Raw genomic sequence first — 15,134 nt, forward strand, 5'->3', positions numbered from 1 at the left:
TGAGCGGGTTTATTTTTTGACTGCCACAGCATCACTATGTCATCCGATACCTGCTCCGCATGATGGCTTGAACGGTGATGGCTGCCGCAATCAGAATGAGGTTGAAGACAAATACAGCATTGAGCGATGAAGTTTCCATCAAAAGCGCTGCAATCAGGGGAGAAGCGATGGAGCCAATCTCGGCTGAGGATACTATTTTACCAATGACGCTGCTTCGATTCGCTTCAGGAGTGTGATCACCGATATGTGCAAAAAAGGAATCCATATAACAAGCCCCGCCAATGCCGCCGATGAACATGCCAATGTACACCCAGAGATGGGCAGACGTACTTAAAAATACAACGACTTCGACCCCGATTAATAACATGCCGAGCATACACAGCAGAAGCCGATCACCTAAGCGATCAGAAAGAAAACCGACAAAGGGCGCTGCGGCTAGAGTAGAGATTCCGGCTACGGTAAAGGCTAAGCTGGCGGAAAAGGCATCCCACTGCATGATTTGAGTTGCATAGAGTGCAAAATACGTCAGGAAGACGGCATAGGCGCTCATCTCCAGAACGTGCACCATGATATATCCCGTGAGCGGGACAGGAATAGAACCCGCACAACTACTACTCGGGCCAGACTGTGTATTATCCGAGGCATGATCCTGAGCAGTCTCTTTCTGCTGAAAAGCTTGCTCTGCTGGAGCCAAGATGGCAGTCTCACTATTCTTCAATCCTGGAGATGGTGTTGAGCCGGACGACATAGGAGTTGCTTCGTTTTGCATGGCTGTCACAGCAATCATCGCCACCAGACAGCAACATGCGACCAGCCAGAACGGAACGGACAACGGTACATGGAGTGCAAGCCAGCCACTGATGACTGGCCCCAGAATCATTCCCCCACCCTCACTGCTACTGATATATCCATTGTATAATCCCCGGTTATCCTTATTTCCCCCATCACTGATGATAGAACGTACGATGACGGTCAGCCCGGTTGAGGCTATTCCTTGCATTAGCCGCAGCCCAACAAGCAGCAGGGATGCAGTCGTCATGGCAAAGCCTGCTGTGCATAAGGCAAGCATTAGCAGCATAAGGGCCAGAGATATTTTGGCACCTACCCGGTGATAGAGAGCAGACGCGGGCACCCCGCCGGCTACTTTACCTAGATAGAACATGCCAAAGATTAAACCCATCTCCCAGCCCGATAGCCCAAGCTTGTCGATATATAGTGGAAAGAGAGGCAGGATCATAAATCCGCCCATCTGGCTTAGAAAACAGATCCCCATCAACAGGGGCATATTACGGCGCATCTCCATGATGATTCTCACCTCATCTCCATGATATTGAGTTCCGGCGTCATTCATTCTTTCTAACAACGCCAAAACAACTCAAAAAGGAACGTAGCAGAATAAATAACTGCTACGTTTTTTGAGAACTTTCATGGATTTGCATCAATGGTGAGTAATGTCTGTAATCAGTGGTGATGGTGAGGGTGTTTATTTTCATGGTCAGGAACAACAACATTAACAACGGTTTTTTGAATATGGGTTGTGTGGTTTGTGTTTTCTGCGCTGTTTTTGGATTTGTTTTTCGCACGGTTTTTGGAGATCAGTTTGCTTTTATTCGCAGCTTTACTTTTTGGAGAGAGTGGAGAGAAGAAGTTAGCCATGAAGAATGCCTCCCTGATTAATGCATAATCTGCATCATTTATATTATTTTTGAATTTATCCATTCTTATAGAGTAGAACAACATCATGAAATAGATAGATTAACAGTAAGGATTGCAGTGGTGATGAGAATGACCGTGTGGATGATGATGGTGTGTATCTTTCTCTTTAGATTCAGGCAGAATGACATTAACGACGGTTTCTTGAATATGCTGTGACTTGCTTGTGTTACCTGCATTGTTTTTGGATTTGTTTTTCGCGCGGTTTTTAGAAACCAGTTTGCTTTTGTTTGCCGCTTTACTCTTCGGAGAGAGTGGGGACAAGTAGTTAGCCATGAAAATTACCTCCTTGAATTGGATATACGATATACTATTCCGAATCTATTAATTCGTTTGTATGGAAGACTAATTATCAAGAAAATAGATTTATTTCCATATTAATGTTATGAAGTGTGTGAGCGACGGAACTTTCAAAACAAAAGAAAATGGGGTAAATTAATCATATTCGAGATATGACTTATTCAAAGTCGTGTATAATAGGTTAGGTTTCTTAGGATAAACCCAAGGATAAGGGGGCGACGTGAAGCATGTCAGAACAACAACCGATCATACGGTTCGAGCGGGTGACGCAGCAATACGACCAGGATGAGGCTGTATTGAAGGCTGTCAGCTTTGAGATTGAACGTGGTAAATTTTATACACTTCTCGGCCCGTCCGGATGTGGAAAAACAACGATATTACGGCTAATCGCCGGCTTTGCGGAGCCGACAGAGGGCAGCATTTATTTTAACGGCAGACTGATTAACCGGGTGCCCGCGCATCAGCGGCAGGTGAATACGGTATTTCAGGATTATGCGTTATTTCCACATTTGAATGTATTTGAGAACGTAGCCTTTGGCTTGCGGATTAAAAAAATGAAAACATCCGAGATTCGTAGCAAAGTGCTGGAAGCTCTTAAGTTTGTCAATCTGTCGGGTTATGAGAACCGGGAGATTGGGGAGATGTCCGGCGGACAGCGGCAGCGTGTGGCGATTGCCCGTGCGATTGTGAACGAGCCGGAAATTCTGCTGCTGGACGAGCCTTTGTCAGCGCTCGACTTGAAGCTGCGTACGGAGATGCAGTATGAGCTGCGAGAGTTGCAGCAACGTCTGGGCATCACGTTTATTTTTGTTACGCATGATCAAGAAGAGGCACTCGCAATGTCTGATGAAATCTTTGTCCTGAACGGCGGTGTTATTCAGCAGAGCGGCACACCGAATGATATTTATGATGAGCCGATTAACCGTTTTGTGGCAGACTTTATTGGAGAGTCGAATATCGTGGCAGGCAAGATGAAGCAGGACTTTGTTGTTGAGTTTGCAGGTGCACAGTATGAATGTGTCGATCAGGGATTGCAGCAGGACGAGCCCGTTGAGATCGTCATTCGGCCAGAGGACTTCGAGATCACAACCGAGGAGCAAGGCAAGCTCAAGGTGAAGGTGGACTCGCAGCTGTTTCGCGGCGTTCACTACGAAATCTCGACCTACGATGACGCAGGCAACGAATGGTTGATTCATTCGACGAAGAAAGCGGTCGTAGGATCGCGCATCGGGCTTTATTTTGACCCGGAAGCCATTCATGTTATGCGTTTCAATGAAACCGAGGAAGAGTTCGACAAACGGCTCGAAGCTTATCAAGAGGCCGCTCATGCAGACTAAAGACAGCACGCGCAATGCGTATCTGATTCCCTATGTGTTATGGATGGTGTTGTTCGTTGTAGCGCCGGTGCTGCTGGTCATTTATTACTCGTTCTTTGATGTGGAGGGCAACTTCACACTTGGCAACTATGCGCGGTTCTTTACGCCAGTTTATATGCAGATGACGCTCAGCTCGTTCTGGTACGCATTTCTGATTACGGCGTTCTCGCTGCTCATCTCGTATCCAACGGCGTATATGCTGACCCGAACGAAGCATAAGCAATTGTGGCTGCTGCTGATCATTTTGCCGAGCTGGATTAATCTGTTGTTAAAAGCGTACGCCTTCATCGGCTTGTTCGGTACGTACGGGCTGACCAACTCTCTGCTGGAAGTGGTGGGCATTGGTACACAGCAGATTTTGTTCACTGACTTCAGCTTTATCTTTGTTTCGGTGTACATTTTCATTCCATTTATGATTTTGCCAATCTTTAACGCGCTCGAAGAGATGAATCCATCCCTGATCTATGCTGCACGGGATCTCGGCGCTTCATCGTGGCTGACGTTTCGACGCGTGATCTTTCCGCTGACGATCAGCGGAGTGAAGTCAGGCTGTCAGGCCGTATTTATCCCGGCGTTGTCCCTGTTTATGATCACCCGTCTCATTGCGGGGAACCGTGTTATTACGCTGGGTACAGCGATTGAGCAACATTTTCTCGTGACCCAGGACTGGGGCATGGGTTCAACGATTGCTGTCTTTTTAATTATCGCGATGGCGGTCATTATGTTTCTGACTGGATCAGGCAAGAAGGAGGTGCGAAATGGGAAGAAACGGAAAGCTGTCTAATGCCTATCTGGCGATTGTATTTGCCATTTTGTACGCACCGATTGCCTATCTGATCTTCTATTCTTTCAACAGTGGCGGCCATATGCGGGGGTTCGAGGGCTTTACGCTGAAATGGTACAAGGAAGTTTTTGCGGATACCCGGCTGCTGATTATCGTCTTAAATACGTTTATTATCGCGCTGTTGTCCTCGGCGATTTCAACCATTCTGGGTGTGGCAGGGGCACTGGCGATTTATCATGTACGTCGCAAACGGACCAAAAACACGCTGTTATCCCTGAACAACGTGCTGATTGTTAGTCCCGATGTTATTATCGGTGCATCCTTCCTGATTCTGTTTACGATGATTGGTATCAAACTGGGCTTCACTTCGGTATTACTATCCCATATCGCATTCAGTGTGCCGATTGTTGTGATTATGGTGCTGCCGAAGCTGCAGGAGATGAGTCCAACCTTGATGGATGCGGCTCGCGATCTGGGCGCAGGGTCATGGCAAATTCTAACGCGCGTTGTGCTACCTTATGTGAAGCCCGGTATTTTCGCTGGATTTTTCATGGCTTTGACGTACTCGCTCGACGACTTTGCTGTAACCTTCTTTGTGACGGGGAACGGCTACTCCACGCTTTCGGTGGAGATTTACTCCAGAGCAAGACAGGGTGTGTCACTGTCCATTAATGCGTTGTCTACCCTGCTGTTCCTGCTTACGGTGCTGCTGGTGGTTGGATATTACTTCATTAATCGCCGTGCAACACGGATACCACCCGGAGGAAAGGGGTTGCGTCCATGAAACAGCTGGTACGGACATTCGCGCTTGTGTTTGTGGCTGCATTCGCTCTGATGATTCTCGCTTCGTATCTGAACAAAAGTCAGGGTTACTCCGGTGGAAACACGTTGACCATCTACAACTGGGGCGATTATATTGACCCGGATCTCTTGAAGGAATTCGAAGAAGAGTCCGGCATGAAGGTCATCTATCAGACGTTTGATTCCAATGAAGCGATGTTAACCAAGATTGAACAGGGCGGCACAACGTTCGACGTGGCGATTCCTTCCGAATATGCGATTAGCAAAATGAAAGAAGAAAACCTGCTCGTTCCGATCGATCACAGCAAACTGCCCAACCTGAAAAACATTGATGCCCGGTTCCTGAACTTGAACTATGATCCGGATAACCAATTCTCTATCCCGTATTTCTGGGGAACAGTTGGCATTGTGTATAATCCAGAGCTGGTGGGTGGTCTGACGTTTGATAGCTGGAATGACTTGTGGGACCCGCGTCTGAAAAACCAAATCCTCCTGCTCGACGGGGCACGTGAAGTCATTGGAATGGGTCTGAACAGTTTGGGTTATTCGCTCAATGACACGAACGAAGACCACCTCCAGGCTGCACTTAAAAAGCTATCTACATTGACCCCTAATGTGCGAGCCATCGTTGGAGACGAGATCAAAATGCTGCTTGCAAACGAAGAGGCCGCAGTTGGTCTCGTATGGTCGGGAGATGCATCGGAGATTATGGATCAGAACGATAAGCTGGACTATAAGGTGCCGGAGGAAGGTTCCAACCTCTGGTTCGACAGCATGGTCATCCCGAAAACAGCTAAAAATGTGGAGGGAGCACACCAGTTTATCAACTTCATGCTGAACCCGGATCATGCCGCGCGCAATGCCGAGTATGTGGGGTATTCCACACCGAATGCGGAGGCATTTAAGCTGCTGCCAGAAGATATCTCGCAGGATGAACGCTTCTATCCAGACGAGACACTGACAAGCAAGCTTGAGATTTACAACAATCTGGGTAAAAAAATGCTATCGCATTATAACGATTTGTTCCTGGAGTTTAAAATGCATAGTAAATAACTTCCCACAAATGTGCGAAACGGCTGGAACATCGCTATGCGTAGAAAGCATGAATCTGCAACGGATATAACAACTACACGTCAAACACCCCCTGAGCCTATTGTGGCTCAGGGGGTGTTTGACGTTGAAAGGATTCTAGGTACTCTAAGTACTTTGGAAACAAAACGAAGAGATGTGGAACAGCGCTTAGAACAGAGCTTGGAGCATAGCCTGCTCCGGTTCCGAGAGTTCTGATTACCGGGAACTTTATTTACATCCGTGCGTACTAAAGCCCATAACCCCGAATATGAAAAGTATATCAGGATGGAGGGGAACGGAACGGGATGAAATGGAACGGAATTTCTGAAGGTGTAGATGTGACGTTGGAATTCAATTGTGTTACTAAAATGAAGTAGGAAGGAGGGTCATAATGTTAGGCATGATCGTGCTTGTCCTGATATCCTGGCTTTTGCTTCACTTTACGATCAGGGAGCCATTATCCGTGCTGGGTTACCATCCAGCAGGGCTGCGCTTGCAACAATTCACGATAGCTTTGCTTTTGGGAATGCTTGTCTCCTCGGCAGTTCACTGGACTGAATCCTTGGTTACCATGTCAAGCTGGCAGGTAAACCCGGGCTATTCATGGGCCGATTTTGGGGCTGCCAGTTGGTGGAACTTCAAATCGGTGTGGTTCGAGGAATTGTTATTTCGCGGTGCGTTGCTTGTGCTTCTGATTCACTGGCTGGGAGTGCGATGGGGAGTTGTTTTATCGTCTGTTGCCTTTGGTATGTATCACTGGTTCTCAGGCGGCGTGATCGGCAACATCCCGGTTATGATCATTATCTTTGCCACGACCTTCATCATGGGATTCGTTTGGGCATATGCCTATGCCAAATCCGGTTCCATGGCTATTGCAGCCGGCAGCCATCTAGGCTGGAACGGGGCATCATCGATCCTGTTCTCTGATGGTCCGAATGGCGAGCAGCTGCTGGTTCAAGTGACAGGGTTAAGCTACATGCCACTTGCCGGTTTACCTTCACTGATTTTCTTTATCGCGTCCAACACGGCCCTGCCGTTGATCCTCTTTTTCTGGATCAAATACAACATCGCCATTCAATCGAAACCAAGCCAATAGGCAGTGCCACCCAAATTAGATCCTCCATAAAAAATAAAAATATCCCCTGATCATATATAGATCGGGGATGTTCACCTTCTTTCACCTGTTTTATAGCAATAGCCTTGCAGTGCGATATTCGATGAATATGAGATTACACGTTAACGGAGGGGACAGGACAGACGAAGGAAGCGAAGCGCTCGCCTTTACAACTGGATTTTCTCATAAGATATGAGATTCAAAAAAATCCGAGGGTAACAGCGATCCGCAGTTGTTCTGTCCCCGGAGTGGCTTAGTGTAATCTAGTCCAATTCATCGGATATCACGTCACTACATATGCTTTTTGCGCCCCATGATGAGGTATGCCCCACCCACAATCAGCACAATCGCTACAAACGGCTGGATATAACTCATGTTGCTTAGTACGGAGCCAATCGACATCACACTGAAGAACAGCAGCGAAAGAACCGTCAAAATATTAATCGGGATGAGCAGCCATTTATTCCGGCCGCCAAACCAGTAGAGTTCGAACAAACCGACAGCTGGCGCCAGAATGAATCCCGGCCACATCGTGCCCCAGTTATTAAACAGCATCGCAATCTGGCATACGATACCAACGGTCATCAGCAGGCCGCCTGGAACGAGCAGCCCCACCCCTCGGCCAATCATGGCGAAGTACAGCCAGTGGAAGAACAGACCCAGCGGAATAACAAACAGTGTTGGCCAGAAGGTAGCAAAGATTGTGCCTGGCCCCATCGTGCCGCCTTGATTCAGAATCAGGTACACACCCAGCAAAATCAGGACAGGTGCAAGAATCGTACGTTTAGCCATAATTTCTCTCCTTTTGAATATGGAATCTTTCATCCGTGCCTATGTATCCTTGCTTTCGTTACTCACAGCATACCATGAACTGGAAAACGGCAACCTCCGTCTTTGGCGTTAACCTTAACCTAGACTAAAGTCTAGGTATGCTGTATTCGTTCTTATTTCTTTACAAAATCCTGGCAATTGAACGAGGTGGGACCATGGCAGCAGGCAGTTATGCCTGACTGATAGTACCACGCCGTTATTTATGTCTGCGTTCTAGCCAAGCTAGCCCGGTATTGCCCAGGGGTCTGTCCGGTCCACTTTTTGAACGCATTCTGAAACGCACTTTGTTCTGAAAAGTGCAGGGCATAAGCGATATCACCCACAGAATAGGTGCCTCTTTGTAAATAACGCTGTGCCATTTCCTTCCGTACCTGAACAGAAATTTCATGGAACGTTGTACCTTCTTCACGCAATCTGCTCTGAAGTGTGCGAATGCTCACGCCTAGATGTGCTGCCGTATGTTGTAATGTGGGGAAGAAGGAAGGCAGACTCTCCGTGATCCAACGGCTCACCTTGCTGGAGAAAGGCTGGGAGGAGTACAGATCGGCTTGGCTCTCCTCGGCCATCGTCTCAAACACCTTTAACATCTTGGCATCTGAATACAAAACAGGCTGTGTCAGAATATCTTTGGATAGACGCAGGTGGGTATGGGCAGCATCAAATTGGGGAGTGACCCCAAATGAAGTGACGTAAGGAGAGAAGTCTCCGGTAGCATCAGGTGCCTCATGACGGAAATGTACTTCTTTCACGACAGCCCGGCGATTAGCCAGCTTGTTGATCAAATGCAGCACAGAAACAGCCATATCCTCGACACAATGACGAGACATAGGCATATCTTCATTTTGCACAGACAACTGAATGATCACATCCGGTCCATTGACTCCCAACTCCAGTTGAAATCCACTATACAAAATATCGTTATACCGCTGATAAGCCGTCAGCGCATCCCCGATCGTCTTGGAATGCATCATGACATACCCAGGCAGGCCCAAGTCTGCAAAATCCAGCCGTCCACCCTGGTGTAATCCAAAATACAGATCATTTGTATAATCGGCGGCGCGCCGCATGATCCGTTCCAGTTCGTTGACGGGAATCCGTGCATCCGGGTTGTCCGTAATTACAGGATCGATTTCCATGTCTCTGAAAAAGGATTCGGGATCGAAACCCTTATACACCAGTGTTTTCAGGATGGGGTACACCATGCTAATCGAGACACTTTGATTGAGATGTTTCATAATTCCTCCGTTTGCGCGAATCCGCAATGATTCAGCGCCCTTGATCATTTGTTTATACCTTCGTTCACTCTATGCTTGTGATATGTCCGTTTCATCGGTCTTCATAGATCATATTATACAGGAGGAACACAAGTATGAATGCAAATAAAATTCTCATCATTAACGGTCACCCTGACCCGCAAAGTTATTGCAAAGCACTGTCAACGTCTTACGCAGAGGGAGCGAGGAAATCCGGTGCGACTGTGAAGTTGATCGATCTGAGCGAGATTGAGTTTAATCCGAATCTGCGATACGGCTATCGCCAGCGGACAGAGCTTGAGCCTGATCTGCTGAAAGCGCAGGAGTTGATCCGTTGGGCCGATCATCTGGTGTTTGTTTATCCAATGTGGTGGGGAACGATGCCCGCTGTAATGAAAGGTTTTATTGATCGGATTTTCCTGCCCGGGTTTGCTATGAGATATCGCGACAACTCACCGCTCTGGGATAAATTGCTCAAGGGGAAGTCTGCGCACCTCATCGTAACATCGGATACACCAAGCTTGTACAATAAACTGGTATATAGACAGGCAGGGCACCGAATCATGAAATCCAACATCCTTAAATTCAGTGGTGTATCCCCTATACGTGTGACCGATATTAGTCCAATCCGCAAGTCGACAGATGCGTTCCGTCAGAAATGGCTGGATAAGGTGAATGAAATGGGAATGAAGCACGCCCGTTGATCTTCTGATCAGCATGGGTTGAAGGAGAGAACCTAAGAGGTGATTTTCCAAGGATGGTTTCAGAGAGAGTCACGACAGATGGGTAGTAACATATAAGTAACTCTCATAAAGAGTAAGGGTCAAAGATACAGAACAAAAAGACACAAAATAGACGAGGCAGGGTAATTCCTGCTTCGTCTATTTGCGGTACATCTTTTTACGATAATCCAGTGATTCTATTGTGAATTCACTACTTTTTCAAAACATCCGAGTGTTTCTTGCCCCAGCTGTTCACACCGTCATCCTCAATAATGGAGATTGCTGCATCTGCAATATCAGGATCTAACATCAGTTTTTCCTGTATCCGGAACTTGATATCATCCGCATCCGCGAGAGTGAGACCTTTGGTCAGCTCAATCAGACCTTCAACATGGTAATACCGGCCTTCCTGAATGATACGCATCATTTGGATATCAGCCACATGGCTGTCTGCCAGAATCGTCTTGGACACTTTGTCCTCCACATCCTGCGGTGCGGCGACACCGATCAGACCAATCATGTTGTCGTAGCCGACACGGAAAGCAACAGCGATCATCAAACATCCAATGATGGTAGTTACAATACCGTCCAGCAAGGCAAAGTTCGTCAGTGCAATGACAATAACAGACACTAGCGCAAGGGTTGCTCCAAGCACGGCCACGACATCCTCGTAAAATACAAGGCGGGTTGGTGGTGCAGCGCGTCCTACATTTTTGATGGCAGCAGGAACGAGGGCAAATCCGGTCGCTTTAGGCGCACGGGCTTCCTTGAGAATTTCCTTCATCGCTTTGATGAGAATGGCTCCATCGATCACAATATTAAGCACAAGCACACCAATGTTGATCCACAGTCCGCCTGAGTGACTAGCAGGATGCTGGAGTAGATGGATACCTTCGTGAATCGTTTCATAGGCCATGATCGTCACCACAATAACGGCAATCATGCAGAAAATATTGATGACCCGTCCAAATCCGGTCGGGAAGCGGCGTGTGGGTTGTTTCTCGGATAATACACTTCCGACAAATACAAACCCTTGGTTAATGGCATCAGCCAGTGAATGCATCGCAGATGCAAACATCGCACCACTGCCACTGAATATAAAGGCTCCCCCTTTACACAGTGCAAGTACGGCGTTTCCCGCCATGGCTACAGCAGAGGATGTATTTCCTTTTTTGATGAGAGACATAAAGCTCTCTGACTTCGGTTGTTCAGCCACTTCGGTAGTTCCTCCCAGATATGTAGTTGATGTAGAAAGACAGTCCTTCTTCCGGTAGCTTGTGCATTTCCACTAAATGTTATTATAACTGCCTTTACAACTCCCAGCATTATAAAAAAATGATCATATCACCATCCGTACGACAATGTTTGCCGATATAATGGATGTAATCTAATTGATTTAGTATTCGATCACGTCGATCTCACGCAAGTTACGATTGGATTGCTCCAGCAATTCGGTGAGGGTTTCGGCTACGTAATAGACAAAGTCAGGATCGTGTTTGAACATAATCATCTGTCCGTACGTTCCTTGCTCTGTCGGGTCAAAATCCATCATCAAATACAGCGATCCGCCTCCCAGCTTACCAAAGGTAATCCACGACTTCTGATGCAGATAAGGCTTGATTCGCGGATCCAGCTCACGCATCTCTTCTTCAGAAAAATAGTCTTCCATCCGGATCTCTACAGTGCCGTCGTTGTCTCTCTTCATTTGTTCCAGAGATAACATGTAGAAGACCGTATCTTCGTTTTGTGCTGCATCACCTGGAAACAGGACGTGAAAGGCATATCCGCTGCCATTTTTACGTTTGTAGAATGTCCGAAAGTCTGCGGGTAGTCGTATTCCGTAGTGTTGCTCGAATGCGTCCAGTTCCTCATCGGTTGCCCCTTCCCGGTCGCGGTAGGCCTCCAGCAGCTCCAAGTTTTCTTCATCCTGCACCTTTTCTTCCAGCAGTTCCAGCAACTCATGCATTAGTTCATCGATACGTTGTTCTGATATCGGCTCTGACATCATGTTTCGCCTCCTTATGTGAATTCATATTTAGTGTTCATCTACTACATCTGACGATGCGTCTGAAGGGCAAATTCGGTGATAAGCGTAGGCTTCCGATGTAGCTTTCTTTCAGAAAGCTTTCAGGCGACTGCTCCACTTTTTCAGGTTTCTTCTGTCCTCTCCGTTTGTTGTGTGAATGAATAATTCCACTTATAGTATAGATTTACTCTGGAAGCTCGTACAAGAAACCATAGACCCAAGTGATATTTCAATAAATTGAGCTAATCATCATGTGGCAAGGTACATTTGTGCTCTATTGTGTTCAGTTATGATTCGGAGAGAAATCGCAAAAAAAAGCGTGAGTTGCAGGATTTCCCTGTGACTCACGCTTTTTTATATGTTTTGAGTAAATCTCATGTCATTCAAATTTCCAGCAAGACAAACTCAAGTTGCCCAGCTGATACGCCCGGAACATGAGGGAGGCCTGTTTCTTCTCATGCCCTGCACCCATGGCGATCAGGAGTGGTACAAAATGCTCTGGTGTAGGAACTGCAGCCTGTGCAGACGGAGCAAGCTTGTCATACGCGAAGAGGGCGTCCGTATCCCAGCGCTCCAGCTTATCCTGTAGCCAGTTATCGAATTCCATGGCCCATGAATCCACGCCTTGACTTTCCCAGTTCAGACGGCGCAGGTTGTGCACCGTCCCGCCGCTACCAATGACGAGAATATCCTGCTCACGGAGAGAAGCAAGTGCTTGGCCGACTTGATATTGCTGCTCACCGGTTAGATAACGGTTAACGGACAGAGCCACCAACGGAATATCCGCTTCAGGATAGAGCAGGCGCAACACGACCCATGCTCCATGATCCAGGCCACGCACATCATCGGTCTTTACCGGAATTCCGGCTTCGGTGAATAACTTGACGACCTCAGAGGTCAGTTCGGCATGTCCTTGAGCTGGATATTTGATCTGGTACAGTTCGGGTTGAAAACCGCCGAAATCATAGATCGTGTCATATGGGCCGGTTACAGCAGATACGAGCTGTGTAGTGGATTCCCAGTGAGCGGAGAACAGGACGATCGCTTTAGGTTTGGGCAGATCCTGCCCAAGTTTTTGCAAAAATTCAGTGTACGCATTCTCCTCCAGCACCAGTGAAGGGGCACCATGAGCAATAAAGAAAGATGGCATCATCGTTCATTCATTCCTTTCGTGTCTTCGGCAGTTACCCCGGCATCCGTCCGAAGGAAGTGTTGGAGTTTGGCATATAATTCAGGGGTCACGTGGTGACCGCCGTTGTACGGTACATAAGTAACCTGATTCGTGTGGCTCCGGAAAAATGCAGCATTATCTTCACCCAACTGTAACGGGAAAAGGTGATCCTGATCTCCGTGGGAGATAAAAGCAGACAGGTTGGAAGAAGGTTGCAGCGTATATTCCTCTTTCACAAACTGCGGAATGTATCCGCTCATGGCAACGATGCCTTTGATGGCATCACCCATAACCAAAGCCAGCGTCATGGCCATGATGCCGCCTTGGCTGAATCCGACGATATAACGCCGTGCAGGATCAATCGCATATTGAGCCGACAGCTCGATGATGAGCTGTTGCAGCCCATGAACCGAGGCATCGTATAACTCGCGTACAGGGTTTCCTATACTTTTGATCTGAAAATAAGCATAGCCTCCGCCCTGTACAATAGGTCCACGAATGGCAACAATAATAAAATCGGAAGACAATGGCTCCATTAACCGAAGCATGTCCTGTTCATCTGATCCCATGCCATGCAGGGCAAAAATAACGGGATATTGCTGGTCTTTATCGTAATGTGGAGGCAGTTTCACCTCATGAATGTAAGAAGAATTCAAACCAATACACCTCCGGGTGGAATATGAGTTACGATGAATCAAATGTATAAAATGAATGCATAGATCAAAAAAAATGCATAGAGCAAACAAATGAAGCAAAAGAGTGAAACGAAGTAGTGACATGGATTAAACTAAAACTAAAAAGTTCACCAATGTGAAAATAATATTCTTATTGATGAACAAAATTTATCATGCTTTCATTGTAGGGTCAACACTTTTTTTGTATGATGAAAATATGTTTTGTATAAGGGAACTTGGATTGAGCAGCAGTTTTATACTGTTATTTCTGTAGAGGAGGGTGTGAAGAAGATGATGAAACAAATCGTACCTATTCTTAGAATTTTTGATGAAGCGAAGGCTAAGGAATTTTACACGGATTACTTGGGTTTCAAAGTGGACTGGGAACATCGATTTGAGGCCGATATGCCGCTGTACATGCAGGTATCGCAGGAAGATATTGTCATTCATCTGTCCGAACATCACGGAGACTGTACTCCTGGTGCGGCATTACGTATTGAGACGGAGCATCTGGAGGAGCTGCATGAGCGGATTTCTTTGCAAAAATATAAATATGCGAGACCGGGTATCGAAAAAAAACCTTGGGATTCACGGGAAATGACCATTACCGATCCATTCGGCAATCGCCTTATTTTTGTAGAGACATTGGTTGAATCTTGATTTCAAGGAAACGGCAGTTAGAGAGAAGAGAGGGCGGTCACATGGATATTGGCTTGGCCATTCGAACGATACGCAAACAGAAACAGATTACGATTATGCAGCTCTGTGAGGGAACGGGGTTATCCAAAGGTTTCATTAGCAATGTGGAAAATAACAAAACATCACCGTCCATCGCTACATTGGAAAGCATAGCGGACTATCTCGGCGTACCGCTGCCTTACTTATTACTCACGTCGGAGCAGCGTATGAATGTGGTGCGCAAGCATGAACGCAAGGAAACCACAGCAGGTAGCGGGCAGATCAAAGTACAGCAGTTAACGGCAAAAGGCGCGATGCGTATGTCCATTGTAGAACTGCCAGTAGGAGCTTCGACGGGGATCAGCAAACATGCGGGAGAGGAAAGCCATCTGGTACTGCAAGGTGTCATCCAAGCAAAGCAGGGGGAAGATGTCGAGACGTTGGAAGAAGGAGATTCGTTTACATGGAACGCGATTGTACCGCATGAAGTGACTAATATCGGTGAGGGGCCTGCGGTTGTTTTAATTGCGGTGTCCAAAGAATTGGAGCTGGACCATCTGTTGAACAAGTAAGTAGGAGGCATATTTGGATGGGTTATGCCTCCGTTAGTTAGTAGTGTG

The 15,134-nt window shown here is 47.0% G+C and carries 17 protein-coding genes; 8 read left to right on the forward strand and 9 right to left on the reverse strand.

The genetic code is table 11. The features are described 5' to 3' along the window. Positions 1–34: 34 nt before the first annotated feature. From ACR8BL_RS18810 to ACR8BL_RS18820, 3 genes are all read right to left on the reverse strand, one after another. Positions 35–1,315 carry an MFS transporter gene (locus tag ACR8BL_RS18810; RefSeq protein WP_434758262.1) on the reverse strand — a complete coding sequence of 427 codons (1,281 nt, stop codon included), beginning with the start codon at positions 1,313–1,315 and terminating at the stop codon, positions 35–37. 146 nt (positions 1,316–1,461) lie between these two features. Further along, entirely contained in the window at positions 1,462–1,656 is a 195-nt protein-coding gene (locus ACR8BL_RS18815) for a hypothetical protein (RefSeq protein WP_434749023.1), read from the reverse strand. 99 nt (positions 1,657–1,755) lie between these two features. Beyond that, on the reverse strand, positions 1,756–1,989 hold the full coding sequence (locus ACR8BL_RS18820) for a hypothetical protein (protein WP_434749024.1): 234 nt from the start codon (positions 1,987–1,989) through the stop codon (positions 1,756–1,758). Positions 1,990–2,240: 251 nt separating this feature from the next. Here ACR8BL_RS18820 and ACR8BL_RS18825 point away from each other — a divergent pair, with 251 nt between their 5' ends. From ACR8BL_RS18825 to ACR8BL_RS18845, 5 genes are all read left to right on the forward strand, one after another. Next, positions 2,241–3,350, forward strand: a complete 1,110-nt coding sequence (locus tag ACR8BL_RS18825; protein ID WP_434749025.1) for an ABC transporter ATP-binding protein — start codon at positions 2,241–2,243, stop codon at positions 3,348–3,350. Next, complete coding sequence (locus tag ACR8BL_RS18830) at positions 3,340–4,173, forward strand: ABC transporter permease (RefSeq protein ID WP_434749026.1); 834 nt, start codon at positions 3,340–3,342, stop codon at positions 4,171–4,173. Before ACR8BL_RS18825 ends, ACR8BL_RS18830 begins: the two co-directional genes overlap by 11 nt. Then, positions 4,148–4,957: an ABC transporter permease gene (locus tag ACR8BL_RS18835; protein ID WP_434749027.1), complete on the forward strand. Its 810-nt coding sequence runs from the start codon at positions 4,148–4,150 to the stop codon at positions 4,955–4,957. Before ACR8BL_RS18830 ends, ACR8BL_RS18835 begins: the two co-directional genes overlap by 26 nt. After that, positions 4,954–6,027 carry an ABC transporter substrate-binding protein gene (locus ACR8BL_RS18840; RefSeq protein WP_434749028.1) on the forward strand — a complete coding sequence of 358 codons (1,074 nt, stop codon included), beginning with the start codon at positions 4,954–4,956 and terminating at the stop codon, positions 6,025–6,027. Before ACR8BL_RS18835 ends, ACR8BL_RS18840 begins: the two co-directional genes overlap by 4 nt. Positions 6,028–6,436: 409 nt before the next feature. Next, positions 6,437–7,141 (forward strand): lysostaphin resistance A-like protein, encoded by a 705-nt coding sequence (locus ACR8BL_RS18845; protein ID WP_434749029.1) that lies wholly within the window; start codon positions 6,437–6,439, stop codon positions 7,139–7,141. A gap of 309 nt (positions 7,142–7,450) precedes the next feature. Here the strand turns inward: ACR8BL_RS18845 and ACR8BL_RS18850 are convergent, their stop codons facing one another. After that, positions 7,451–7,951 carry a hypothetical protein gene (locus tag ACR8BL_RS18850; RefSeq protein WP_434749030.1) on the reverse strand — a complete coding sequence of 167 codons (501 nt, stop codon included), beginning with the start codon at positions 7,949–7,951 and terminating at the stop codon, positions 7,451–7,453. Positions 7,952–8,190: 239 nt separating this feature from the next. Next, the gene (locus ACR8BL_RS18855; RefSeq protein ID WP_434749031.1) at positions 8,191–9,225 is read right to left on the reverse strand and encodes an AraC family transcriptional regulator; all 1,035 of its coding nucleotides are present in this window, start codon (positions 9,223–9,225) and stop codon (positions 8,191–8,193) included. 134 nt (positions 9,226–9,359) lie between these two features. Here ACR8BL_RS18855 and ACR8BL_RS18860 point away from each other — a divergent pair, with 134 nt between their 5' ends. Further along, positions 9,360–9,947, forward strand: a complete 588-nt coding sequence (locus ACR8BL_RS18860) for an NAD(P)H-dependent oxidoreductase (protein WP_434749032.1) — start codon at positions 9,360–9,362, stop codon at positions 9,945–9,947. Between the two features lie 229 nt (positions 9,948–10,176). On the opposite strand, the gene ACR8BL_RS18865 is transcribed toward ACR8BL_RS18860, so the two are convergent. The 4 genes from ACR8BL_RS18865 to ACR8BL_RS18880 form a co-directional block, all read right to left on the reverse strand. Further along, positions 10,177–11,151 (reverse strand): cation diffusion facilitator family transporter, encoded by a 975-nt coding sequence (locus ACR8BL_RS18865; RefSeq protein WP_434753173.1) that lies wholly within the window; start codon positions 11,149–11,151, stop codon positions 10,177–10,179. 210 nt (positions 11,152–11,361) lie between these two features. Then, a complete protein-coding gene (locus ACR8BL_RS18870) occupies positions 11,362–11,973 on the reverse strand; it encodes an SMI1/KNR4 family protein (protein ID WP_434749033.1) in 612 nt (203 codons plus the stop codon). A gap of 397 nt (positions 11,974–12,370) precedes the next feature. After that, positions 12,371–13,144 carry a DODA-type extradiol aromatic ring-opening family dioxygenase gene (locus ACR8BL_RS18875; RefSeq protein ID WP_434749034.1) on the reverse strand — a complete coding sequence of 258 codons (774 nt, stop codon included), beginning with the start codon at positions 13,142–13,144 and terminating at the stop codon, positions 12,371–12,373. Continuing rightward, positions 13,141–13,818, reverse strand: coding sequence for an alpha/beta hydrolase (locus ACR8BL_RS18880; protein WP_434749035.1), 678 nt, complete (start codon positions 13,816–13,818; stop codon positions 13,141–13,143). Before ACR8BL_RS18880 ends, ACR8BL_RS18875 begins: the two co-directional genes overlap by 4 nt. A 309-nt stretch (positions 13,819–14,127) precedes the next feature. Between ACR8BL_RS18880 and ACR8BL_RS18885 the strand changes: the two genes are divergently transcribed. Then, positions 14,128–14,496, forward strand: coding sequence for a glyoxalase superfamily protein (locus ACR8BL_RS18885; RefSeq protein WP_434749036.1), 369 nt, complete (start codon positions 14,128–14,130; stop codon positions 14,494–14,496). Between the two features lie 41 nt (positions 14,497–14,537). Next, entirely contained in the window at positions 14,538–15,086 is a 549-nt protein-coding gene (locus ACR8BL_RS18890) for a helix-turn-helix domain-containing protein (protein ID WP_434749037.1), read from the forward strand. Positions 15,087–15,134: the final 48 nt, after the last annotated feature.

The organism is Paenibacillus amylolyticus (assembly GCF_051136285.1).
GTDB lineage: Bacteria > Bacillota > Bacilli > Paenibacillales > Paenibacillaceae > Paenibacillus > Paenibacillus amylolyticus_F.